Below are 24,477 nucleotides of genomic sequence, written 5' to 3'. Positions count from 1 at the left end.
CTGTCATATTCGTCCGGTATCGTGCGGAGTAATCCTTTTTTTGGTTACGACTATGCCGTCGAAAATCCAAAACGCGCTGCAACGCTGCTCTACCCTATGGTTTGTTGTTTATGCGGCCAGTGCCGCGTTTATGACGTACTTTTGCATGTATGCGTTCAGGAAAACCTTCGCGGTAGGTAGCTTTACCGAACTGGATGGCTGGCAGTATGCGGTGGACTTTAAAACCGCGCTGATTTTGTCTCAGGTGCTGGGTTACGCCTTGTCCAAATTTATCGGTATCAAGGTGGTGTCGGAGATGACTCCCGGCAAACGGGCCTTTGCTATCCTGGCACTGGTGATGGCCTCTGAACTGGCGCTCGTCCTGTTTGCGGTGCTACCAGGGCAATGGAAGCTACTGAGCTTATTTTTAAACGGCTTGCCCCTTGGCATGATTTGGGGCCTGGTATTCAGCTTTTTGGAAGGACGGCGAGTGTCTGAGGTACTGGGCGCCGGGTTAAGCATCAGCTTTATTGTGTCTTCCGGGGTGGTGAAAACCGTGGGACAGTGGCTGATGTTGCAGTTCAATATCAGTGAATACTGGATGCCAGCATTAACAGGTATGCTGTTTACCCTGCCGCTGTTTATCTCGGTATTCCTGCTGGCCCAGATCCCTCCGCCCAACCAGCAGGATATTCAAGCCAGAAACCTGCGTCCGCCTATGACATCCGCTGACCGCTGGCGATTTTTCCATAAGTACATGCCAGGCCTGGTGCTGTTGATCTTGGCTTACGTGTTACTCACCGGCATTCGGGACTTTAGTGATAATTTTGCCGCGGAGATTTGGGCCAGCTTGGGCTTTGGTGATACCCCGGGAATCTTTTCCAAAGCCGCCCTGCTGACCTCCTTTATCATTCTGGGTTTGATAAGTCTGGTGATGCTGGTCAAAGACAACCTGACGGCGCTGATGACCAACCACGGGCTTATTGTGCTGGGCACTATCACTATTGGCCTGTCGACCTTGCTCTACCAGGCGCGCTGGCTGGCCGGGGATGTGTGGATGATTATGCTGACCACAGGCATCTATCTGGCCTATGTGCCTTTCAATTGTTTGTTGTTCGACCGTTTGTTGTCGGCCGTAAATGACAAAGCCAATGCCGGCTTTTTAATTTACCTGGCCGATGCCATGGGTTATGCGGGCACAGTGGGTATTTTACTCTTTAAGCATTTCCTGGACCCCGAGCTGAGCTGGTTGCACTTCCTGCAACAAAGCGCCTACCTGATCAGTATTGTGGGTACCTTGCTGATGTTTGGCTCGGCGTATTTTTTCTACCGTCGCTTAGGGGCTCGCACCCTGCAGGTGCCTGCAACACAAAACGCCGGATAATCATCAGCAAAACGCGAGGACAGGTCAGCCTGGCGACGAATTTGGCTGTCTAACAGCCCCTGAAGTGGCCTGCCATACCAAAGTAGGCCAGGCTCTATTGGCAGCCAGCGCGGCTAAGCCGGGATCTGGATTGACGCAAACCCCTTGGGTGGCAAAGCTCAGCATCGGCACATCGTTAATGGAGTCTGAGTAGGCAACATCCAGGCCGCTGAGGCTTCGGTGCGCCAGCCATTTCTTAATTTTCTCCACCTTGCCTTCGCGGAAACTAAAAGGGGAAATGCTGCAATCTGTCAGCACCCCGTCCTGTAAGGCCACATCGATACCTATTAGGTGTTCAACGCCCATGAGCCTGGCTATGGGGTCAACAATCAAGGTGGGGCTGGCAGAGATCAGCAGCACCTGATCGCCTTGCTTGTGGTGCAGCTCTAGCTGCCTCAAGCCGTCGGTAAAAATGGCGGGGGCAATCCATTGCTCGACGAAAACCTCGAGCAGCGGGCGCAACTGTTCCGGCCTTTTCCCTCTGATGGGAGCCATCCAGGCCTGCATATACGCCTGCATGTCCATCACGCCGGCCTCATACCCCAGCATGATTTGCCTGCAGGTATGAAAGCTCTGGTCTGCTTCAGGAACAGATTCCCTCATCAGGAACTGCAGCCATGCCTGGGCGCTGTCAGTGCCAATCAATGTGCCATCAAGGTCAAATGCTACGGTCTTCGCCATCAACTCCCCAAGTAAACCGCATTAGATTGGCCATTATCGTTCGGCCTGCGGTCACCATGCTCCTCCATGGCCGCCCCTAAGATTGGACAATCCTATTAACTTCTCAGCTATTGAAACAAGCAAATATGACAAGTTGAAGTAATCACAGGTAATCATCAGGTAAATGTTAGTTAATCGTTCTATGCCTGCCTAAACCCCATGACCGGCACTACCAGTTAGTTGTTCAATAATGCAACACAACCGATTCCTTATGGAATCAATCTGATTCCAATAAAAATCAAGATAACAAATGCTAATCTACTGTTAAAACGTAACCTGCTGAAATATTTGAAGTTACAAGTTTTTAACAAAGCTGGCCCAATTGTTGCCTTAGCTAAACAACGGTAAAAATATCATCGACTGATTGAGAGTAATGCAAGTATCCCATTTTAAATCTGCAGGCAGGCTGATTACCGGCCAGGGTGCAACGGCGTCGCTCAAGGACGAGCTGTTGCGACTTAACATTCGCAAACCTTTTGTTGTCACCGACCCCGGTGTTTATCAATCGGGGGCCCTTGAGCATATTCTCTGCCAGCTCGACAAAGACGTGGCGGTTTACAAAGACATTCCCCCGGAGCCGGAAATCGAAGTAATCGAAAACTGTCTGGCCGAATTCAACGCCAATGCCTTTGACGGCATTATTGCCGTGGGCGGTGGCAGCGCTATCGACAGCGCTAAAGTGCTGGCAGTAGCAGCCAGTCAACAAGGAGATATTGCTTCCCTGTTCGGCACCGACCAGGTGAAAGGTCGGCATATTCCGCTTATCGCCATTCCCACCACCGCCGGTACCGGCTCAGAGGTGACCAACATTGCCATTTTGTCGGACCCGGCAGAGCAGTTAAAAAAGGGCATCGTCAGTGATTATTTGCTGCCGGATGTGGCCATTGTCTCCCCGGAGATGACCCTAAGCTGTCCTAAATCGGTAACGGCGGCTAGTGGCATCGATGCGCTGGTGCATGCCATTGAGTCTTACTTGTCGGTGCATGCCAATGCGGTGACTGATGCACTGGCGATTAAAGCCATGCAACTGATCTACCCCGCTCTGCCCAAAGCCTATGCCAGGGGCGACAACATCCAGGCCAGGGAACATATGGCCACCGGCAGTTTGCTGGCAGGTTTAGCATTTGGTAATGCCGGTGTAGGGGCGGTGCATGCCCTGGCCTATCCACTTGGCGGGCGCTACCACTTGTCACACGGGCTGAGCAACGCGGTGATGTTACCCCATGTGCTGCAATGGAATCTGATGGCCAGCCGGGAGCGTTTTACCGATATCGCTGCCGCAATTGGCTTACCCAGCCACGGTCGCAGCCAGCAGGAAATCGGCCAAAGCGTGGTGGATGCCATTACCACCTTGTGCCGCGAAGTCGAAATACCGGCGCGCTTGCGTGAATTCTCGATTCAGGAAAATGACATTCCCTTGTTAGCCAGAGAAGCCAGCAAAGTGACACGCTTACTAAGCAATAACCCGCGCGCCCTGAGTGAGTCAGATATTGAGCGCATTTACCGCGCCGCCTACTAATAACAATGAGTAAAAGCATGAGCAGCAACCAACCCTCAGTCAGCCAGGAAGCCCCGTATTTTGGCTTCGGCCCGTTTAAGATCCGCCTGCCTTTTGTCCACTACCGATTGGAGTTGCCGGATTATTTGCAGGGCCTGCTGATGTGTGCGGTGGACTTGGCCGCCATTCCGCTGATGACGGAAATTCTGGGTATGCCATTCGAGGCCGCGCTGGCCATAGTGATGCTAAACGGCTTGTTGTACCTGCTGCACCACCTGCTTGGTGACCCGGTCATTCCAGGTTGGATCACCCCGGCCATTCCGCTGCTGATGGCTTATGTGGAAGCCTTTGATCCCGGCACCGACAGAGTGCACGCGCTGATTGCCTTTCAGATGATGCTGGGACTGTTGGTGATATTACTGGGTAAAACCGGTATGGCCGCCAGGGTTGTGCATCTCATCCCTCATGCCATCAAATCCGGCATCATTATTGGTGCAGGGCTGGCTGCGGTGGCGGTGGTGTTCAAAGAAGGCGGTCGCTTTGATAGCTACCCTATCACCATCAGTATCGCGGTGGGGGTGGCCTTTTATCTGATTTTCTCCGGTCACTTTGCCCGTTTGCGCCAGCGCGGTCATATCTGGGCCACCGTAGGTAAGCTCGGCGTCTTCCCGATCATTATTCTGGCGGTCATTGTGGCACCGCTGGTCAATGAAGCGCCCTGGCCCAATGTGGAGTGGGGTTTCACCCAGCCGGATTTTGCCCTGATGTGGAACCAGTACACGGTATTCGGGGTAGGTTTACCACCGCTTAGCATGTTCCTGACCGCACTGCCTACCGTGCTGGCCACCTATATCGTGGTGTTCGGCGATGTACTGCAAACCAAAGCTATTTTGAAAGAAGCGGATGAGGTTCGTCAGGACGAGAAAATTGACTACAACCCTAACCGTTCACATCTGATCTTCGGTGGTCGCAACCTGTTTATGAGCATATTCGGACCGGACGTAGTGATGTGTGGCCCACTATGGGCCGCCATGCATGTGGTGACAGTTGAGCGCTATAAGCAGGGCAAGCAAGCCATGCAGAGTATCTTTGGCGGCTCCGGCTCTTTCCGCTGGGGCACCAATACCGGCCTGTTGTTGCTGCCCATCGTCAGTCTGGTGCAGCCCATACTGGGGGTGGCCCTGGCCCTGACACTGCTGATTCAAGGCTTTGTTAGTGTGCGAATCGGCATTATGGAATCCCGCAGTCAGCGAGACTTGGGCATAGCAGGAGTCATTGCCGCCGTACTGACCGTAAAAGGCGCGGCCTGGGCATTCGCCGTGGGACTGGCGCTGGTCGTCCTTATCTACGGCCGGGATGCGTTTCGCGGTGAAGTGGACCGCACTTTTGTAAAAGATCAACAGTATAAGGATAACCAGCATGACGCGCTTTGATGTCGATGCACTGCAGCCGGTACTCGACGCCCTGCAGGACGGTGTCTATATCACCAATGGTGAAGGTCTGACCCTGACCATCAATCAGGCCTATGAACGTATTACCGGATTGCAGCGCCACAAGATAGTCGGCAAGCACATGAGTGAACTGGTGCAGCAGGGCTATATTTCCAAGTCGGCCAGCCTGGAAGTGATCCGCGAGCGTCAGCCTGTCACCTTGGTGCAGACCATTATGGGCGATCGCAAGATCCTGGTCAGTGGTAACCCCATGTTTGACGATCAGGGACGTATTGAGCTGGTCGTCACCAACGTGCGCGATGTGACCGAACTGCTCAGAGCCAAACATGCCGAAGAACAACTGGAACAATTGCTCAGTCGCTTTGAGCAATATGCCAATGAGTTACCCGAAACCGGCCAGCAAAACGGCTTGCTGGTCGGCAAGAAAACCCAGGAATGTTACGCCCTGGCCAAGCGCATTGCCCCAACTCAGGTCAAGATATTGATTCAGGGCGAAACCGGCACAGGTAAAACCCAGCTTGCCCGCTATATCCACCAGCAAAGTGACAGGGCAGATAACCCCTTTATCGCCCTGAATTGTGCGGCGATGCCGGAAGGCCTGATTGAGGCCGAACTCTTTGGTTATGTGCCAGGTGCCTTTACCGGTGCCTCCACTAAAGGCAAAGCCGGCTTATTGGAAGTGGCCAACGGCGGCACCTTGTTTCTGGACGAAATCGGCGATTTGCCCTTGGCCTTGCAAGCTAAGTTGCTCAAGGTCATCGAAGACAATAAATACCTACCCATCGGCGGCACTAAGCTGAAATCCACCAACATCAGAATGATCACGGCCACCCACCATGACCTGGCGGCGGCCACACAGCAAGGTCGTTTTAGGGAAGATTTGTTCTACCGCATCAGTGTGATGCCGCTAACCCTGCCACCACTCAGACACAGACAGGAGGAAATCCTGCCCCTGTTTAACCATTATCTGGCGCAGTTCTGCGAGCAGTATCAGTGTTCGCGCCAGCTTAGCCCGGAAGCCACCGAACTGCTGATGCAGTATGAATGGCCGGGCAATATCCGCGAGCTGATCAACCTGGCTGAGCGCCTGGCGATCAGCACCAGAGAGGAAGAAATTCAGGTGCAGGATCTGCCAGCGGAACTGCGTTTCTTAAACGTATCCCCCAACGAACATATGGGCGGCGGCCTCAAAGATCAGGTGGCCGCACTGGAACACCGTCTGATTGAGTCGGCCCTGGCGCAATACGGTACCACCCGGGCGGCGGCAGCGGCACTGGGGATCAATCAATCCACCCTGGTGAAAAAGCGCCAGGCTTTCCAAGTGACGAACAAGGCATCATCGTGAAGTTAACCGAGCTAGAGATTTTTAAACAGCATTGTCTTATCAATGGCCAGTGGACAAGCGCCGACCACAGCATGCCGGTGACCAATCCGGCCAGCGGCGACGTTATCGCCCAGGTGCCTGATTTATCCGCAGCGCAGGTGAATGAAGCCATAGTCCATGCCCAGCAGGCCATGCTCAGCTGGCGGGCATTGTCACCGGCTCAGCGCGGCGCACTGCTCAAAGCCTGGTATGCCCTGATCATGGCCCATCAGGATGAACTGGCGCTGATCATGACCTCAGAGCAGGGTAAACCCCTGAGTGAGGCCAAAGGCGAGATTGCCTATGCCGCCAGCTATGTGGAATGGTTTGCCGAAGAAACCATGCGCATTCAAGGCGAAGTGCTGCCTGCCGCCAATGCGCAGCAACGTATTATTGTCAGCAGGGAGCCGGTAGGCGTCTGCGCCGCCATTACTCCCTGGAATTTCCCGGCCGCCATGATCACCCGAAAAGTTGCACCGGCCCTGGCCGCCGGTTGCAGCATGCTGGTTAAACCGGCCCAGCAGACCCCGCTGACCGCCCTGGCTCTGGGCGAACTGGCCTGCCGGGCCGGTATCCCTGCCGGGGTACTGCAGATTGTTACCGGTGATGCCCGCACTATAGGTGAAGCATTCACCGCCAATCCTATCGTCAGAAAATTGAGTTTTACCGGCTCCACCCGCATCGGTTCGTTGTTAATGGCGCAGTGTGCCAAAGACGTAAAACGCCTGTCGCTGGAGCTCGGCGGCAATGCGCCCTTTATCGTCTTCGACGATGCCGATGTGGAACTGGCGGTAGCCGAACTGATAAAAGCCAAGTTCAGAAACGCCGGACAAACCTGCATATCACCCAACCGGGTGTATGTGCAGGAAGACCTGATGCCGGCCTTCACCGCTCAGTTAGTCGAGCAAGTTTCACAACTGCGCCTGGGCGATGGCCTAGCGCCTGACACACAGATTGGCCCCCTTATCGATGCGGCCGCCGTTGCTAAAGTGGAAGCCCATGTGGCTGATGCGCTGAGCGCTGGTGCTACCTTGCTGTGCGGTGGTGAACGCTTGTCGGAACAACATAACTGGTACAAGCCAACCGTATTAGCGGAGGTTCCGCCCACAGCGCAATGTGCCTGTGAAGAAACATTTGGCCCGCTGCTGCCGCTTATCTCTTTTAGTACCGAACAACAGGTTATTGGCTACGCCAATGACACCCCATTTGGTCTCGCTGCCTACTTGTTTTCAGACAATCTGCACCGCGTACAACGTGTGGTAGAACAAATTGAAAGCGGCATGGTGGGGATCAATACCGGCGTAATTTCTGCTGCCAACGCTCCTTTTGGTGGGGTGAAAGCCAGCGGACTTGGACGCGAAGGTGCCCATGTCGGCATCGAAGAATATCTGGAAATGAAGTACCAGTGTTACGGCATTAAACGCCAATAACACCCTACCGGATGCTCCCTGCCTAAGCTCACAGAAGCGGGCAGAGAATTAATAACAACAGGAGAAAAACATGTTCAACATCCACACCCGTGCACTTGGCACTATCGCCTCGATTGTCGGTTTCACACTGCTTGGTGCCACCGCCACGCAGACCATTGCGCAGGAAAGCCCAATGGCAAGTATTCAAAAGGACATGCCTAATAACTGGGGTAAATGGGGTAAAGAAGACCAGATTGGTGCCCTCAACTACCTTGATGCAGCCCAGGTAAAACGTGGCTTGGCGGCGGCTAAACAAGGTACCAAGTTCACTCTACAGTTGCCCATGATCCACGGTGTCGGCCCGGTCTTCCCTGGCCGTGTTCCCGTGATGCACTTTATGTCTCAGGATGAAGGTCTGTACTCAGCGGACAAATCAGCCCCACTGGCCGGTGGCATGAAGTATTCAGACGATGCGGTCTTTATGTACCTGCAAGGCACCACGCACGTGGATGCCCTGGGACATGCCTGGTATGACGATAAGGTATATAACGGTAAATCTTCCGATACCACAGTACATGGGCACAGCTTTGTCAGCATTTCCGAACTGGGTGATGAAGGCATAGTCGGCCGCGGTATTCTGCTGGACATTGGCCGCCTTAAAGGTGATAAGAATCACCGTCTGGCCCCCAATGAATGCGTGACCCTGGCGGATCTGAAAGCTGCTGAAAAGCGCCAGAAAACCAAGGTAGAGAAGCGCGATATTCTGGTGATCCGTACCGGCTCCATGGGCCGCTTCTATGACAAAGAAGATGCCAAAAACTGGTCAGCCTTAACCGAGCCAGGCCTGTGTTACGGCAAGGATCTGATCAAATGGATTGACGATATGGAAATTCCGGTTATCGCGTCTGACAACCTAGCGGTTGAGAAGTCATTCCAGAAGATTGACGGCAAGGACTATGTTATCCCGCTGCACGGTGCATTGATCCGCGATTTGGGTGTGGTGCTGACCGAATTGTACTGGTTGGACGATATTGCCGAAGCCAGTGCCAAAGACGGCCAATACAGCTTCTTCTTCTCCGCCACGCCACTGAAAATGGAAGGCGGCACAGGCTCACCGGTTAACCCACTGGCGATCCGCTAACCACACACCGCTCCCGTTTTCTGCAAACTACGCAGCGCCTTCACTTTCAGAAGGCGTGACGGGATCGCTGTGTCTGAAATACCCCTTTATCGGCCCGGCATCCCATGCCGGGCACAAGACACAAGTGGAAAAAGACAATGAAAAAAACACAATTACGCTTCACTGCATTGGCTGCAGCAACGGCCGCTTATCTTGCCACTCCCGCCCAAGCGGTTGAAATTACTCAGGGCGACTGGACATTTAACTTCAACGGTTTTGTCAACACTCACGCCTTGTATGTGAGCTGTGATGACAGTGGTAATACGGTGGCCGGTAATGCCCTGCTTTGCCAGGGCGACGACGCCAGCTCGGTATCAAATGGCTATAGCCCGGCCAGCTTTAGTTTCAGCGCGGGCACCTCAAAAAACGGCTGGGATCTTAAGGCCACCCTGGCCATCGAACCCGGTAATACCGATAACACCGCGTTTAACGGCAGTGGCGATAACAAAGCCTACCGCGCATTTTTTACCGTCGGTAATGCCGAATACGGCACCTTAAAAGCCGGGCGCGACTATGGGGTGTTCGGCATTGATATCGTGCTGGAAGATATGTCGCTGGGTGGTGTGGGTGCGCCAGCCAGTGTTACCTCGCCGCTGAACACCAGTTTGGGTGGTGCCGGTTATGGCTATATTTTTACCGACAGATTGTCGCAAATCACCTATAGCTACCAGAGTGAAAGCGGCATTGATGCAGTAGTGGGTATTTACCAGCCGTTGGATTTAGTTTCATTCGGTGGTAACGGTTACGTGGGCGACACTGGCTCCAGCCGCCCGGGTATTCACGGCAAATTGCGCTACAACGCAGAAAAAGGCTATATCTCCACCACCTTTATCAGCCAGGATGTCGATCTCCCGCAAAACGGCTACACGGCGTCGGCTATCGACGTTACGGCGGCGTTCGATTTGGGCAACACTCACCTGGTGCTGTCCGGTTTCACCGCCAAGGGCATGGGCTACTATGGCCTGTTAATTGACGCTGCGGATGCCACGGGTGAGGCGCGGGACAGTGATGGCTGGTTTGCCCAGGCTACCCACCTGTTCGGCAAAACCAAAGTGGGGATTAACTATGGTCGTTCCAGCGTCGACTTAACCGCCAACGACAGTCTGGTACAGGTTAAAGATCAAACCAAGGCGACATTCGGCGTGTATCACCCGGTTTTGGATCTGTTTACCCTGGCGGTGGAAATCTCAGATGTGCAGGCGCAAAATCACTTGGGTGATGAACTGGACAATACCGCCTTCAGCGTTGGCGTAATGACCAGCTTCTGATGGCTGCAGCATGACGGCGTAAAACTACGCCGTCTGCTCTTTTGCGCGCCAGTAACCTACCTTTGCCCATCAAACCTTAAAACAGTATTTTCGCTCAGGACGACCAATGGAGCCGTGAATATTCTTCACATCCATTTCTTTAAGCTCCACCAGATAGTCCAGATAACGGCGCATGGTGGTGCGACTCAAACCGGTGAACGAGCCGAACTCATCGACGTTGTAAAAGGTATCAGAATGCTGGGTCAATGCCTGACGAACCGATTGCAAGGTCATCTCATCAATGCCTTTAGGCAGAGGCAGCACATTCCCTTCGGCACAGACGGCAATACTGTGGAACACCAGATCAAAGTACTCCTGCTGATCCAACTGGGTTCTTTGCAGGCCAATATCACGTTGTTGATAAGCTTGCAGGCTCTTTTGCAGACGAGAAAAGGGCATGGGCTTCAGAATAAAGTCCATCACCCCCAGTCGAATCAGCGTTTTTACACAGTCGGCCGACTGGGCTGCCGATACCACGATAAAATCGATATCCAGCGCCTGCGCTCTAACCCAATGGATAAATGGAATGCCATCTTCCTGCTGCAGCTTAACGTCCATGATGACAAGGTCGGGTTCAAGTATTTCAACACTGGTCTTCGCCTCATGCACTGTCTCTGCAATGGCCACCGTCTCAAACCCCTGAATGTCATCCACAAAGCGCTTCTTAAGCTGAGCCACACGGCTGTCTGTTTCCAGAATTAGTACTCTTTTCAATTGGCCTCCTCTCTTTCCTGCGCCTCATGCCCATTAGTAAAAGGCATAAAAGACAGCGGAAATAGTCGCAACTAACAATGCATAAGGTAGCTGAGTAACAATATGGTCTATATGTTCACAGCCAGCTCCCACCGACGCAAGCATTGACGTATCAGATACGGGCGAAGCGTGGTCTCCAAACACCCCACCGCCTACAATCGCCGCCACCACCACATAGGTCATGTCGGTGATCTGCTGGTCATTCAACTGATGCACCAGGGGTAAAAATAACGGAAACAGAACGGCATAGGTTCCCCAACTGGAGCCAGTGGAGAATGCAATAACACCGGCCAGCAAAAAGGCAAACACCGGCAGCGTTTCAAAACTCACCACATCAATCAGGATGGCCTTGAGATAATCCGCCGCCCCCAATTCCAGACTAATAAAGTTCAGACAATGCGCCAGCGCGATCATAATGACCGTTGGCGTAATCAGGGTAATGGCCTTATTGGTGATGGTCCCGGCCTCAACAAAGCTTTTCAGTTGCCCTCTGACCGCCATGCTGATGTACAGGTAAATGACCGCCACCAGCAACGCATCCAACACCCAGTTTTGCTCAAACACACTGGCCCCTACAAAGGCCACGCTCACCATCAGTAGCAAGGGCACCGCCAGGTTCGCCGTTAAAGAGGTGCTGGTTGTCCAGCCTGATTCAATCTCTTCTACCGGCATGGATTTGGCATTCAGGGTATGCGGATTGACTACCTGCTTTTTGATTGATGCACGTAACTCGGCCGCTTTCATAGGGCCAAAATCCGGGATCAGATTAAGGCAAATCAGCAAGGTAAAGCTAATAATCAACAACGCGTAATAGTTATAGAAGATGCTATGGGTAAAGACTGACAACCCCTGCTCAATGGAGGTTATTGGACTGCCGTCGATCATTAGCAAGGAGGCGATATAACCGCCCCACGCGGTAAATGGCACCAAAATGCACACAGATGACGCGGTTGCATCCACAATATAGGCAAGCTTTTCTCGGGATATCATCAGCTTGTCTGTGACTGGTCGCATAATAGTGCCGGTCAACAGCGGACTGAAATAATCATCAATGATGGCCATGCCCATCACCCAGGCGGCGCTGGTTGCCTGAGTTTTATTAGACAGCCGCCGACTGAGCTTGTAGGCAATTTCCGCCACTACGCCGGTTTTTTTGAGTAGCTCGAAAAGCAGACTGATCAGCACAACCACAATGCAAAGCCAGATAAACTCTTTGTTCGCCAGTGATTCCTGAAAAACATAACTAAAGCCCTTAACCGGGGTTAAGCCCAACTGTAGCGCACCAACCACAATACCGGCCACCAGCGACATAATCACCGCGCGGGTGATAAACGCACAACTGATAGCCACGACAAAGGGCAGAATTGACCAAATTCCAGGTTCGATGCTCATCAACGCAACTGACTTAAATACTCTGCCGCTACGCTAGCCAACTTCACCGGCCAAGTAAACTCCTTTGTTCCCTTTATGAAACTTACACAACATTTAATCCATTTAAACCATTTAGTTCACAATGATAATTTTATCTGTTATTACTATTTACGTCGAAAAAACAAACAGACGAAAACAAGACAAACAGCAACGTCGTGGGGGAAAAATGAAAAGGTCATTCAAACCAAGCAAACTGGCGCTGGTGATCGCCATATCGTTCAGCACATTACCCGGCACCGCCCTATTGGCGCAGGAGTCGGATAGTAATGCAGCGCAAAACAACGAAGACGCTGAACAAATCGTGATTATCGGTTCTCGGGTAAAAGGCCGCACACAGATAGAAAGTAACGTGCCCGTGGATGTTATTGGCGGCGAAAAGCTCAGATTATCTGGATACACAGACACCAACAGCATGCTGGAGCGAGTAGTACCCAGTATCAACTTCAGAAAATCCACAGGTACCGACACCCTGGATCACCAGCGGCCTATTACCATGCGTGGCCTGCCTCCCGGCATGTCTTTAGTATTACTGAATAAACAGCGCCACCACCCGAGCGCCATGATGTCAATTTGGGGTCAGGCTGGCGGCACCAACGGCGTTAATCTGGACACCATTCCGGCCCTGGCCATCAAACGGGTAGAGGTACTTAGAGACGGTGCGGCCGCTCAATACGGTGCTGACGCCATTGGTGGTGTAATTAACTTTGAATTGCAGGACGCGGACGAGGGCGGTCAGGTTCGTGTCAGCCATGGCATGTATTACACCAGTGTGGAAGGGCTTGAAGACCTGCAAAGTGTTAATGCCAACAATGAAACCGGCCAGTTGGAGTTCATCGGCACTGGCAGCGAAGTGGAAAAACGCGACGGTCGCACTACCACCATAGATGCCAACTATGGCATGAGTTTGTTCGAAGACGGTTTCCTAAACCTCAGCCTATCGCTGAAGCAGCAGGACCCCAGCAACCGGGGTGGCTTTGACGCCCGCCAGATGTTTAACAAAATCGAGGATCCGAACACCGGCGAACTTATCTTTGACCCCAGAGAAGAAACCGTTGAGCGCTATCGTATGCGCTATGGCCAGTCTGAACTGGACAACTACAGCTTTCTTTACAACGCCGAAATGCCGATTAATGAGAATTTTAATTTCTTCAGCACAGGCAAATATTACAACCAGGACAGCCTGAGCTGGGGTTACACCCGTCGCCCCAATGACAGCCGCAACGTGCCGGAGATCTACCCGTTAGGCTATACCCCGCATATCGCGGTGGAAATTATCGACTACTTCGTGAATAACGGGGTGCGTGGTGACATCAATGGCTGGGAAACCGACTTGAGCGTCTACTACGGCGTCAGTGACGTGACCACCTTCATCAAAAACACCCTTAACCGCTCGTACGGCACCGACAGCAAAACCACCCTGTTTAACGGCGTACAAAAACAGCGGGACTGGTACGTTACGGCCAATACCACTAAGTTGGTCGAGAATGCCTTGTGGCAAAAAGACCTGAACGTTGCCTTTGGTGCCACCTACCGTAATGAGCGTTTTGAAATTGAAGCCGGTGAGATGCAATCCTGGCACACCCGCTACGACATTGATGACGATGGCAATCCGATATTTCAGACCGATGGCAACGGAGAGCTGATCCTGGATGATAATGGCAATCCGCTGCACCAGTATTCCTATCCGGGGGGTTCACAGGTCTTGCCTGGCTTTAGCCCCGAAAATGCCGTGGTTGGTAAACGTAACAGCTTTGGTACCTACGTCGACCTGGACATGGATATGACCGACGACTGGAACCTGGCGACGGCGGTTCGTTATGAAAACTACAGTGATTTTGGCTCTACCCTGACAGGTAAACTGGCCACCCGTTACACCATTACCGATTGGTTCAACGTTCGGGCTGCGCTAAGCACCGGTTTTATGGCCCCTTCACTAGTGCAAAACTACACCCAGTCCACCAACACAGAGATTGCCGACGGCAACCTGTTTGATGTCAGCCTGTTCTCCACCACCCATCCGGTTGCGCAGGCGCTGGGGGCCGATACCCTGGAGCCGACTAAGTCCACCAACTTGTCTGTGGGCTTTGCCTCTATGCCCATATCCGGTATGGAGTTGTCGTTGGATTTCTACCGTATCGACATCGAAGATATGATTCGCCGTACCCGCTTCCTCAGCGGTCATGATGTTGAGCAAATCATTGCCGATGCCGGTCTGACCACCCGCGCCAGTCACTTCCAGTATCAGGCCAACCTATACGATCAGGAGGTCACAGGTTTTGATATGGTGCTGACCTATGATGTGCCTACCGAAAATTTCGGTACCTTCCAGTTTGGCGCGGTATACAACTACAACAAACTGGACATCAAAAACATCAAGGACGTACCTGATGCGCTGAAAGGCAAAGTGGACGATGACGGCAATCCGCTGATGTTGTTCGATGCCGACCCGGAGCGGGTGAACAGTGTCGAAAAAGCCAATCCGCCGCACAAATTCAATGGCAGCATGATCTGGCAATATGACAACCTGAGCGTCAGCTTTATTGGCACGCGCTACGGTGCCGAACTTCAGCCCTTGCAGATTCAGGGAAACGAGCGTCAGTATCAGGCTGCCATGGTTTATGACCTGGACTTGACCTACCGCTTTGACAACGGCCTGAGCCTGTCATTCGGCGCCATGAACCTGTTCGACCAATACCCCAAGAAGGACAACCCTGAGTGCCCGGCAAACGGTTGCTCGGTATGGGATCGGATTGAATCCTTCCGTTACAGCACGGGGTTCGGCTTTGAAGGACGTTACATCTATTCAAAGCTCAACTACAGCTTCTAACCCTGCGCACTTGAGCTGCCCACCCGGGCAGCTTGTGCTATTCAATGGAGTATTCAATGGAACAAACGATGGACTGGGGAATATGGTCACTTATCCCTTTGGCCGTGGCGCTGATTATCGCCTTTACGACCAAGTCGGCGGCGTTTGCTTTGCTGGCAGGGGTAGTGGTTGGTGTTGTGATGTTGGGCACCAATCCGGCTCAGGGAACGAGTCAGCTATTTCAAACCACCTTAGGTAACGGCGACTTTATCAAGATTACCTTGATTATCTGCCTGATAGGTATGCTGTTTTCATTACTGAAGCGTTCTGGCGCTATCGCGCTGTTTGCCAACCGATTGGCACGCAAAGGTCAGTCGCAAAGACGCACGGCTGTAACCACCTGGGGAATGGGGTTCTTCATTCTGGACGACTATTTCAGCCCACTCATGACAGGGGCGGTCATGCGACCGCTTACCGACAAGGCAAATATTCCCAGAGAAAAACTGGCCTTTATTCTCGATTCAACCACCGCCTCGGTATGCATTCTGGTGCCTTTCACCGCGTGGGCGGCGTACATTGTGGCGTTGATTATCGCCCAGGGGGGGCCGGTAGAGAGCACGGCCGAGGCAATGGATATCTACATTAACGCCATCCCCTATAACTTCTATCCAATACTGCTGGTGCTCTTTACCTTGCTGATTTGCCTTAAGCTGCTGCCCGATTTTGGGCCGATGAAAAAGGCCGAACACCGGGCTAAAACAACCGGAGCCCTGCTGCGCGAGGGAGCTACCCCACTGATTGACACTGAAGGCGAGCAGATTGTCAGCGCCCAGCAAGGTAATGCGTCACTACTGTGGCATTTACTGGTGCCGGTGCTGCTGCTTTTTGGCACCGCTATCATCAGCTATGTATGGGTGCAGAAAATTTACATTGTTGAAGCTTTTATGCTGGCGGTCAGCTATCTGGCAATCAGTCTGTTTGTCACTAAGCACATTCAAAGCATCGATCAACTGGTGCACATTTGCACCGAAGGCATGAAAGCGGTGATTCCCGCCATTTTGATTATCGCTCTGGCGTATAGTATCAACGCCGTGACTAAGAGCTTAGGGGCCGCTGACTATGTGATTGCTGTTACCAGCGACTTTATGACCCCAGGCTTTTTAGTCGCACTGACGTTCCTGATTACCGCCTTTATCTCTTTTTGCACGGGCACCAGTTGGGGCTCTTATGCCTTGATGATCCCTATCGCGCTGCCACTGGCATACAGCTTTTCAGGCAATGACGTTACGCCGTTGGTTTATCAAACCGTGGCGGCCGTTGCCGGAGGCGGCATATTCGGCGACCACGCCTCGCCGGTGTCGGATACCTCGGTACTCTCATCAGCAGGAGCCGGCAGTGACCATATGGACCATGTGATCACTCAGCTTCCCTATGCCCTGCTCATCGCCCTACTTACCAGCTTACTGTACTTAGCCATATGAACATTGACCGACTAAACAATCCGCCCAACCGGCGCGGTACTGACAATTACAAATGGGACGGCTGCAAGGAAACCTTCGGCCATGACGATCTGATCCCCTTGTGGGTGGCCGATATGGACTTCCCCTGCCCGGATGAAGTCATCGGTGCACTAACTCAGCGCCTCGAACACAGAGTACTTGGCTATGCCAAACGCAGTAGCAGTTACGTCCGTGCCATTCGCGACTGGCTGCAACAGCGCCATGGCTGGTCGGTGAATGAAGCCGATATGCTGTTTTGTCCGCCCGGTCCCATCCAGGCTATCAATACTCTGGTAACCCTGTTGAGCCAGCCGGGCGACGAAATTGTGGTACAAATGCCGGCTTATACACCGCTGGTTAATGTCATTAGCGGCAACGGACGCAAGGTGTTGGAAAACCCGCTGATTCAGGACGGCAACGACTATCGCTTTGACTTTGAGCAGCTCAAAGAAGCCCTGAGCGATAAGACCAAGCTACTTATTTTGTGCAGCCCACATAATCCAACCGGCCGGGTCTGGAGCGAAGAAGAGCTAAGCACGCTGGCGGAGATTTGCCGGCAGCAGCAGATCACTGTGATCAGTGACGAAGTGCATGCTGACCTGCTGCTGCCCGGGCAGCAGCACACTCACTTTGGGAAGATAGCGCGCCGGTATCAAATCCCCGCAGTAACAGTAATTTCACCCTGCAAAACCTTTAATCTGGCCGGCCTGCCGCAGTGCACCCTGATCACCGACAGCGCCGAGATAAAAGCCAAGTTTAAAGCCCATATGGATATTTCCCAGCTCAACCTGGATCCGCCGCTGAACGCACTGGCCGCCGAAACAGCCTACCGCTGTGGTGCCCCCTGGCTGAATGCAGTGATGGCCTATATCAACGACAACCATCGCCTGCTCAGAAAGGAGCTGCAGCGCGCCTTGCCACAGATCGGCATCAGCCGTGCGCAGGCAACCTACCTAGCCTGGCTGGATCTACGCCCCTTGGGCATTGCTCATGCAAAGTTAAAACGCATTCTTTTGGAAGAAGCCAAGGTTGCACTGTACGAAGGAACCGAATTTGGGCAGGCCTATGAGGGCTTTTTCAGAGTCAACCTGGCCTGTTCCACTCACTTGTTACAACAAGCGCTAAGCCAAATTGTGGCGGCCTTAACCTTAGCCCGGGAATCATCAAAATGAGAAAAATAACCACCCTACTCGCCTGTCTGTTGTGTATTTCGTCGCTGCAGGCAGCAAATAAGCAAAGTGACCTGAAAAAGAAGCTGGATAACTACATAGAAACGGCGGTAATGAGCAAAGACGTGGTGGGTTTCAACCTTGCTGTGGTCAGTGCCGACGACGTATTGTATCGCGGCGCTTTTGGGGTAAAAAACATCTACACCCAGGAGCCGGTCACCTCAACGTCATTGTTCCATATTGCCTCGGTAACCAAAACCTTTGTCGGTGCCGCACTGATGCAACTGCATGAGCAGGGCAAGCTTGACCTGGATGCGCCTGTCACCACAGTTGTGCCTTACTTCAAACTGGTGGACGGACGCTATAAAGACCTGACCATCCGCCAGTTTGCCAGCCATATTTCCGGCATGCCTGATTTCGACAGCGATCCCTGGCATCACAAGGAATATGACGATGGTGCCCTTGAACGTTTTGTTCGGGATTTTATCTCGCATAAATTCCTTACCGAAGCGCCCAGCACTAAGTATCAGTACTGCAACACCGGCTATGAACTACTGGGCGACGTTATCGCCAAAGCGTCCGGCATGACCTTCGAAGACTATGTGCACCAACACATCCTCAAACCCTTGGAAATGAACAGCAGCACCTTGCTTATCCGTGATGCCGACTTCAGTGAACTGAACTCGCTGCATCACAAAAAAGACGGCAAGAACGCGGTGCACGATATCTATCCTTACAACCGTGCACATGGGCCGAGCTCCACCATGATCTCCAATCAGGACGACATGATTAAGTACCTGCAGATGTATCTGAACAAAGGGCAGTTAAACGGCCGACAACTACTTAGCCCTGCCGCTGTGAACGCCATGTTTGCCCCGGCATTGGGCAAATTCGACAATGTTGGCCTGAGCTGGCATCGCAAGGAACAAGACGGTCAACTGGTCATCTACCACGGTGGCAATGACGGTTTTAAAGCCTATGCCGCACTGGTTCCAGAGCTGAATATTGGCATCGTATTTCTCACCAACACGGCACATAGCCCCTACCATGAGTTGGCGGACAATCTTGTTGCCATTGTTAAAGCATCACTGTGAGGTTTGAACATGAAGCGCCATAACAAACTCATGATTGCCGCATCCCTCAGTGCGGCAGCGGCTCACAGCCTGGCCGCCAAAGCACCGCTGGCCGATATGCAAAGTTTTCATCAAAGTCTGCTGACCATTGATACTCATGTGGATATTCCCCCTAACTATGCCACCTTGCTGGTTGATCCGGCCAAGAGGCAACTGCATCAGGTGGACCTGGTGAAGATGCAACAAGGTGGGCTGGATGCGGCATTTTTTATTGTGTTTGTCGCCCAGCAGCCCCGTGACACCTGGAATTACGAGCAAACCAAGGCCAAAGCCCGGCACTTGTTTAAAGCCATCCATCGCATGGTAGATAACAACAGTGATAAAATTGCCCTGGCCCGCACCGCTCAGGATGTCAGGGATATTCACAAAGCCGGAAAGAAAGTTGCCTTAATCGGCATTGAAAACGGCTATGCCATAGGCAAAGACCTGTCGTTACTGGAGGACTACTTCAAGCTGGGCGCCAGGTATATGACATTAACCCACTATGGCCACAATGATTTGGGGGATAGTTCCAATCCATCCAGACCATTGCAGGACCAAGCTAACGAGCATGGCGGCCTCAGCAACCTGGGTAAAGCGGCCATCAGTGAAATGAACCGTCTGGGTATGATGGTCGATGTCTCACATACAGCCAAGTCCACCATGATGCAGGCCGTGGCATTGTCCAGAGCGCCAGTTATTGCCTCACACTCCGGAGTTAAGTCTGTTAACCAACATGCCCGCAATCTTGACGACGAACAGCTACGGGCCATTCGGCGCAATGGTGGCGTGGCCCAGATAGTAGCCGTAGACGAGTTCCTGCTCAATCAGCCCGATGAAATGTGGGCAACTATCGGCAAGATCCGCCGGGAAGTGGGCATGCAAGGGTACAAGGACATTCCCTTCTTGCCCGCCGAGCTTTACCAGCAATACCACCAACGTATTGAACAGGAAGTCAGAAGCAAATGGCCGGCAGTAAATATTCAGGACTTTGTTGACCATATTGATCATGCAGTAAAAATTGCCGGCATCGAGCATATTGGCATTGCTTCCGACTTTGGCGGCGGTGGTGGTGTGCAGGGCTGGAATGCGGCAGATGAAAGCCAGAATGTCACAACCGAGTTGCTGCGCCGGGGCTACTCAAAAAAAGACATTGCCAAACTCTGGGGAGAAAACACCTTAAGAGTGATGGCAGAAGTTGAAAAAGTCGCCGCCAAAATACAACGGGAGTTGTCACTTCCCTAAGCCCAGACACATGCAACAATAAGAACTGATGGAAAGTGGCACCTTCATATACAGCTCCCCTGTGATCACCTGGCAAGCCGCTAGCGCCTTGCCAGGTCACTTTCTGACTCCGACAAATTCCATTCAGCATGCTCCTGCATTGCTTCTCTGGCCAGCTCAGTCAGTAGTTTATCGGTCTGCGCTTTCGTCAGATTCTGCGCCAATAAAAACCGTGCCCGTTCATAAAATACCTGCATATGTGCGAAACCCGCGCTCGCCGAGCGATAGTTAGCCAGTTCCACCCACAGGGCAATCACACCGCCGAGCATCACCAGAAACTGCACGGTCAGCATCACACCTGTGTCCCATTCACACCATAACCAGGGTAAGAAACCATTGGACAATTGATTGAGTTCGCAGCGGTTAATGTTGTGCGCATAGGCTTCCAGCGGGTATTGCCACAACAGCCAGCCATGCACCAGCAACATCACGGCCCCCAGTATCACGGCGGCAATAAAGAGTTGATAAGAAGTGCGATTGAAAATCTGCATGGCCAGTTTCGGCTGTTTGTTAATCCAGTGAATTTTACTTTGGCGCGTGGTTTGCAATTTACTGTCCAGATAACTGGCCTGACCGCCTATCCACTGTTCTTTCACATGACCAAGATTGCCTTGATAGCTCATTTGGAAGGTCTCGCGTTTTTTCCACCAGACCATCTCGCCCAGGGCGTTGGCCTGGCTAACCAGCGGAAAACTGCTGCGATAGCGCCGGGGAATCATGGGCGGTAAAGACGGCGGCACATCAGCAAGATTCAAGTAACCGCGCAAGCGCAGGGATTCGGCCACCATGCGATTCAGCTGATAACGCCATTTCAGTCGGGCCATTTTGGCCCCAAGAATAATAATAAAGGAGGACAAAACCACGGCTAAAACAGCACCTATGACAAGCAGTCCGCCAAGGGTATTAAGCAAGTTAGACACGGTTTCGTAGGCTAGCAGACCTAAAAAGGCAAAGGCCATAAAGAACAAGAGCTGCGAGCGGTAACGGCTTTGCGCCTTAATCGCCACCTTGTCGGCCTTGGAGAAAATACCACAGCGCCCGTCCAGCCCCTGTTCCAGCAGTTTGTCATTAGCACAGTCGCCTTGCATTCTCTCACCATTGAACTGTTTCAACTGTCGCACCAGCGCGATAAATTCCTCCCTGAGGCTCAAGGTTAAAGGTGAAGCTTCTGCAGGAGGATGGCTATGGCTAAGGTAAACCGGCGCTTGTTCCTCGGCATCCGGGTTCAGGTGCTGCAGGCCAGAGGTCAAATCCAAAGCGGGATTTTCTGCTGTACGTTCAACCAAAATGTGCTGTAGTACGCCCCCCGGCAGGCCATCAAAATACCCGACCGGGTGCAAACCAGGATGCACCCTATCGGTGGAAACACCGGGTATGCCGCACTTGAGCTTAACCACATCGGCCGTACCGCCAACTTTATCGCTGTCTTTGCCATCCCATAGCGTCAGCAACACATTGGTGTAACGGCTTAAAAATGCCCCTTGGTTGAGGTACAACTGAGCTCGGCTCTCGCCATAGCTCAAATCGGTGTAGGCCCTTTGCAGCGCCTCATCTGACATATTTGCCGCGGTAACAATATGATTTTCATCGTACTTGTTAATGTAATAGTCATATTTGGTTCGCCAGGCAGGCTCAACGTCGGCGAAATCCGCCCGAAAGTGCTCCTTGGGCATAGGCAAAACCGGAATCACATCGCAATTACCCGTATACCAGTCCGGCTCGCCTTCCATCAACGCTTCCAGAGCATCAATGGCAAGTAAATCCGGCCCGGCCGCCATGCCGGTCAGCAGCCAGATGGGGGTTTGCTCACCCACTTGTGCCCGCCAGTGTTTAAGCGCAGTCATAATGGCCTGAACTATCTGGTTGTCATCGGCCTTACCGCTGGCATCGCGCAGCAAGGCATTGCGGTGGCCAGTAATGCCAATCAACAAGGGCATACAATGATTCATCACTTGTAAGGAACCTTATAAACGGCAGTGTCAGACCGAGTTCCATCTATCCATTTCAATTGGATAAATAAAGGTCCCACTGGCCACGAAAATTTCACAATAGGGGATGTCCGCGTTGCCTCACGCTTTTTCCAGCTCGGGTTGACAGTGAAAGCCGAGGGTTTTGCCAAACGGTCCAGCAACGACACACTGCCGGTATTTACCGGGGTACCAAAAGATAATGAGCTTCTGGGGTTAGCTGAGGCACTGCGCTGCGCTTCTGCATACAAAGGTTGACGCCGGGACTCCATCTGAGCAACCAAGGGAGAAAGGTCGTCGTGATTAATAGAGAACATCTCCTGCGCATCCAAGCCGATAAAGATATCGTCTATGGTGTCAATTTCCGCCTGCCCCGCAGCCATCCACTTGAAATGACACTCGTTCGGTTGGCATTCAATCAGTGACTGTGGTTTATTTTTCAGTGAATCAACACGGGCAGCCTGTTCTGTTTGCGCCAGATTCAACTGGTAGCTATAGCGACTAGCCTTGCCACTGTCGTCCACATAAGTAACATCCAGTTGAGAAGCATCTTCCAGCATAATTTTCGTTATCTTATCGGCGTAAAACAGCCCATCACTTTGCTGCATGGCATTGTCCACGCCAGGGTAGACACTCCAACTGATGTGGCTGACATCGGCGCTATTCAGTGGCACCAGAATAAAATTCAGCATATTGAAATCAGGGGATAGAAACAGCGGTGGAGCAGACTCGCTATTACTCGACAAGCGCGTTACTGGAACCAGACCCACGTGCAAATTCAGCGTATTAAGTTGGCCTTTTTCACCATCACTAAAATGCAAGCGATAGTAAATCTCCTCTGCTTTTCTGGGGAGTAAAACCAGCAACTCCTGCCGCTCACTAACCCGCGCCAGCAACTCTCCTTCGGTCTTTAACGGGTTCAAATATAAGATGTCGGTTAAATGGTCTTTTTCCGTACCGAAGCTGATACGCTCAATAACGGGTTGCAGCGTTTCAAGTGACTCACCCTGCCCCAGAGAACCAAACTGGCACAGAGGAAACCCTGCGGTATAAGCCAGCCCTTTGTCGCAAGACAACCGTCCATCTAACTGCCGCTTACGCTCGGCCAGTTTCTCTGCCCCCCTGGGCCCCATAATTTTCTTCATTTGAGGTAAGGAGAATGTCAGGGGATCACTACTCAGAGAGCCGTCCAGATCTCGTACTGTCACTTTAACTTCGTTGGGTATGGCAAAACTGGTATCCACTTCTATTTGCGCCAGCACCAGCATCTGGATGGATTCGGTCCGCTGCCCGGTGTCAAACTCATAAATAAATTCATACTGCTTGGTCGCCAGCGTTGAACTGGACATCAGTCCCATACCTGTTGCCCGCAGCCTCAGCAGTACAGGGCCACTTTTGTAACTCTCCTCAACGGTTGCAACAAAGTCTTCAGCTTTTAGTTCCCGAATGTCGGCTATGGGGCTTGGCATGGGCGACAGATAAAACCATTCCCACACTGAGAACAGCACAAAAGCCAGCACTGCCAGCGCCGCAGTTATACCCAGCCAGTTCTTTTTAAAAGGGAAGCGCTTAGGTTTCAATGAAACCTGCAGCTCTTTGTTCTCCAATTTGGCGACAATGGCATCAACCATCTCATCAACTCTGGCATCCACAGCATCAAACCATTGAGAGCTACGCAGAAACCACTCAAGCTGCGCGCCGTCGGTGGCATCCAGTTTCATAGGGAAGATCGGGATTTGTTTTTCAAAGGCAATATCCAGCTCATTGCGTACGTGACGACTCTGGTTGGCGTCAGCGGTAAGTAACAACAGCACACAACGAGACTGGGCAATCACCCGCGGAATGGTCAGGCTGTAATCATTGCCGGAGTGAAATAGATCCCTGACAGCTATCCAACACCGGTAGCCTTTAGCTTCCAGTTCATTGACTAACTCCCTTGCTCTAGCTTCGTCCTTACTCGAATAACTGATGAACACGTCATACGTGGGATTCGTGCTTGTGTTTCCTGACATGGCCTGATTCTCTTATCAACAGAGTATGTGGTTCGTGAAACGTTGAGCTCAATTATTAACCTATTTTTTCTTACTTGTCAGTTAAGGCTATGATATTTATAAAAGAAGTAGCTG

The 24,477-nt window shown here is 52.2% G+C and carries 17 protein-coding genes; 12 read left to right on the top strand and 5 right to left on the bottom strand.

Annotation, left to right across the window (positions count from 1 at the left end; genetic code table 11):
* Window positions 1–52 precede the first annotated feature (52 nt).
* Window positions 53–1,363 carry a DUF5690 family protein gene (locus KJY73_RS12465; RefSeq protein WP_214344057.1) on the top strand — a complete coding sequence of 437 codons (1,311 nt, stop codon included), beginning with the start codon at window positions 53–55 and terminating at the stop codon, window positions 1,361–1,363.
* Between the two features lie 24 nt (window positions 1,364–1,387).
* Here KJY73_RS12465 and KJY73_RS12460 read toward each other — a convergent pair whose 3' ends face one another.
* Window positions 1,388–2,083: an HAD family hydrolase gene (locus tag KJY73_RS12460; protein WP_214344056.1), complete on the bottom strand. Its 696-nt coding sequence runs from the start codon at window positions 2,081–2,083 to the stop codon at window positions 1,388–1,390.
* A gap of 412 nt (window positions 2,084–2,495) precedes the next feature.
* On the opposite strand from KJY73_RS12460, the gene KJY73_RS12455 reads away from it, so the two are divergent.
* The 6 genes from KJY73_RS12455 to KJY73_RS12430 all read left to right on the top strand — a co-directional run bounded on the left by KJY73_RS12455 (window position 2,496) and on the right by KJY73_RS12430 (window position 10,291).
* Window positions 2,496–3,641, top strand: a complete 1,146-nt coding sequence (locus KJY73_RS12455) for an iron-containing alcohol dehydrogenase (RefSeq protein ID WP_214344055.1) — start codon at window positions 2,496–2,498, stop codon at window positions 3,639–3,641.
* A 17-nt stretch (window positions 3,642–3,658) separates the two neighbouring features.
* The gene (locus KJY73_RS12450) at window positions 3,659–5,053 is read left to right on the top strand and encodes a hypothetical protein (RefSeq protein WP_214344054.1); all 1,395 of its coding nucleotides are present in this window, start codon (window positions 3,659–3,661) and stop codon (window positions 5,051–5,053) included.
* Window positions 5,040–6,416 carry a sigma-54 interaction domain-containing protein gene (locus KJY73_RS12445; protein ID WP_214344053.1) on the top strand — a complete coding sequence of 459 codons (1,377 nt, stop codon included), beginning with the start codon at window positions 5,040–5,042 and terminating at the stop codon, window positions 6,414–6,416. Before KJY73_RS12450 ends, KJY73_RS12445 begins: the two co-directional genes overlap by 14 nt.
* Window positions 6,413–7,864 (top strand): NAD-dependent succinate-semialdehyde dehydrogenase, encoded by a 1,452-nt coding sequence (locus KJY73_RS12440; RefSeq protein WP_214344052.1) that lies wholly within the window; start codon window positions 6,413–6,415, stop codon window positions 7,862–7,864. The genes KJY73_RS12445 and KJY73_RS12440 overlap by 4 nt, the downstream gene beginning before the upstream one ends.
* 70 nt (window positions 7,865–7,934) lie before the next feature.
* A complete protein-coding gene (locus tag KJY73_RS12435; protein ID WP_214344051.1) occupies window positions 7,935–8,984 on the top strand; it encodes a cyclase family protein in 1,050 nt (349 codons plus the stop codon).
* A 137-nt stretch (window positions 8,985–9,121) separates the two neighbouring features.
* Entirely contained in the window at window positions 9,122–10,291 is a 1,170-nt protein-coding gene (locus KJY73_RS12430; protein WP_214344050.1) for a porin, read from the top strand.
* 69 nt (window positions 10,292–10,360) lie between these two features.
* On the opposite strand, the gene KJY73_RS12425 is transcribed toward KJY73_RS12430, so the two are convergent.
* Window positions 10,361–11,044 (bottom strand): response regulator, encoded by a 684-nt coding sequence (locus KJY73_RS12425; protein WP_214344049.1) that lies wholly within the window; start codon window positions 11,042–11,044, stop codon window positions 10,361–10,363.
* A gap of 33 nt (window positions 11,045–11,077) precedes the next feature.
* Window positions 11,078–12,475: a Na+/H+ antiporter NhaC family protein gene (locus KJY73_RS12420; protein WP_214344048.1), complete on the bottom strand. Its 1,398-nt coding sequence runs from the start codon at window positions 12,473–12,475 to the stop codon at window positions 11,078–11,080.
* Window positions 12,476–12,680: 205 nt separating this feature from the next.
* Between KJY73_RS12420 and KJY73_RS12415 the strand changes: the two genes are divergently transcribed.
* Genes KJY73_RS12415 through KJY73_RS12395 form a run of 5 tightly spaced genes read left to right on the top strand, consistent with a single transcriptional unit; the run spans window position 12,681 to window position 20,345 of the window.
* On the top strand, window positions 12,681–15,341 hold the full coding sequence (locus KJY73_RS12415) for a TonB-dependent receptor plug domain-containing protein (RefSeq protein WP_214344047.1): 2,661 nt from the start codon (window positions 12,681–12,683) through the stop codon (window positions 15,339–15,341).
* A gap of 56 nt (window positions 15,342–15,397) precedes the next feature.
* Window positions 15,398–16,801, top strand: a complete 1,404-nt coding sequence (locus KJY73_RS12410; protein ID WP_214344046.1) for a Na+/H+ antiporter NhaC family protein — start codon at window positions 15,398–15,400, stop codon at window positions 16,799–16,801.
* Window positions 16,798–17,991 carry a MalY/PatB family protein gene (locus tag KJY73_RS12405; protein ID WP_214344045.1) on the top strand — a complete coding sequence of 398 codons (1,194 nt, stop codon included), beginning with the start codon at window positions 16,798–16,800 and terminating at the stop codon, window positions 17,989–17,991. The genes KJY73_RS12410 and KJY73_RS12405 overlap by 4 nt, the downstream gene beginning before the upstream one ends.
* The gene (locus tag KJY73_RS12400) at window positions 17,988–19,082 is read left to right on the top strand and encodes a serine hydrolase domain-containing protein (RefSeq protein WP_214344044.1); all 1,095 of its coding nucleotides are present in this window, start codon (window positions 17,988–17,990) and stop codon (window positions 19,080–19,082) included. Before KJY73_RS12405 ends, KJY73_RS12400 begins: the two co-directional genes overlap by 4 nt.
* 9 nt (window positions 19,083–19,091) lie before the next feature.
* A complete protein-coding gene (locus tag KJY73_RS12395) occupies window positions 19,092–20,345 on the top strand; it encodes a dipeptidase (protein WP_214344043.1) in 1,254 nt (417 codons plus the stop codon).
* Between the two features lie 80 nt (window positions 20,346–20,425).
* Here the strand turns inward: KJY73_RS12395 and KJY73_RS12390 are convergent, their stop codons facing one another.
* A complete protein-coding gene (locus tag KJY73_RS12390; protein ID WP_214344042.1) occupies window positions 20,426–22,321 on the bottom strand; it encodes a DUF4231 domain-containing protein in 1,896 nt (631 codons plus the stop codon).
* A gap of 11 nt (window positions 22,322–22,332) precedes the next feature.
* Window positions 22,333–24,363, bottom strand: a complete 2,031-nt coding sequence (locus tag KJY73_RS12385) for a toll/interleukin-1 receptor domain-containing protein (RefSeq protein ID WP_214344041.1) — start codon at window positions 24,361–24,363, stop codon at window positions 22,333–22,335.
* Between the last annotated feature and the right edge of the window lie 114 nt (window positions 24,364–24,477).

This window comes from Bowmanella yangjiangensis, assembly GCF_018531185.1.
GTDB classification, from domain to species: domain Bacteria; phylum Pseudomonadota; class Gammaproteobacteria; order Enterobacterales; family Alteromonadaceae; genus Bowmanella; species Bowmanella yangjiangensis.
The sequence above is the reverse complement of the archived record's forward strand: the minus strand, read 5'-3'. Positions and strand labels throughout refer to the sequence as shown.

Coding starts and splice junctions, on each gene's coding strand:
- KJY73_RS12455 (WP_214344055.1), top strand. CDS start 2,496: ATGCAAGTATCCCATTTTAAATCTGCAGGCAGGCTGATTACCGGCCAG.
- KJY73_RS12430 (WP_214344050.1), top strand. CDS start 9,122: ATGAAAAAAACACAATTACGCTTCACTGCATTGGCTGCAGCAACGGCC.
- KJY73_RS12435 (WP_214344051.1), top strand. CDS start 7,935: ATGTTCAACATCCACACCCGTGCACTTGGCACTATCGCCTCGATTGTC.
- KJY73_RS12395 (WP_214344043.1), top strand. CDS start 19,092: ATGAAGCGCCATAACAAACTCATGATTGCCGCATCCCTCAGTGCGGCA.
- KJY73_RS12400 (WP_214344044.1), top strand. CDS start 17,988: ATGAGAAAAATAACCACCCTACTCGCCTGTCTGTTGTGTATTTCGTCG.
- KJY73_RS12460 (WP_214344056.1), bottom strand. CDS start 2,083: ATGGCGAAGACCGTAGCATTTGACCTTGATGGCACATTGATTGGCACT.
- KJY73_RS12415 (WP_214344047.1), top strand. CDS start 12,681: ATGAAAAGGTCATTCAAACCAAGCAAACTGGCGCTGGTGATCGCCATA.
- KJY73_RS12385 (WP_214344041.1), bottom strand. CDS start 24,363: ATGTCAGGAAACACAAGCACGAATCCCACGTATGACGTGTTCATCAGT.
- KJY73_RS12405 (WP_214344045.1), top strand. CDS start 16,798: ATGAACATTGACCGACTAAACAATCCGCCCAACCGGCGCGGTACTGAC.
- KJY73_RS12450 (WP_214344054.1), top strand. CDS start 3,659: ATGAGCAGCAACCAACCCTCAGTCAGCCAGGAAGCCCCGTATTTTGGC.
- KJY73_RS12390 (WP_214344042.1), bottom strand. CDS start 22,321: ATGCCCTTGTTGATTGGCATTACTGGCCACCGCAATGCCTTGCTGCGC.
- KJY73_RS12420 (WP_214344048.1), bottom strand. CDS start 12,475: ATGAGCATCGAACCTGGAATTTGGTCAATTCTGCCCTTTGTCGTGGCT.
- KJY73_RS12465 (WP_214344057.1), top strand. CDS start 53: ATGCCGTCGAAAATCCAAAACGCGCTGCAACGCTGCTCTACCCTATGG.
- KJY73_RS12410 (WP_214344046.1), top strand. CDS start 15,398: ATGGAACAAACGATGGACTGGGGAATATGGTCACTTATCCCTTTGGCC.
- KJY73_RS12445 (WP_214344053.1), top strand. CDS start 5,040: ATGACGCGCTTTGATGTCGATGCACTGCAGCCGGTACTCGACGCCCTG.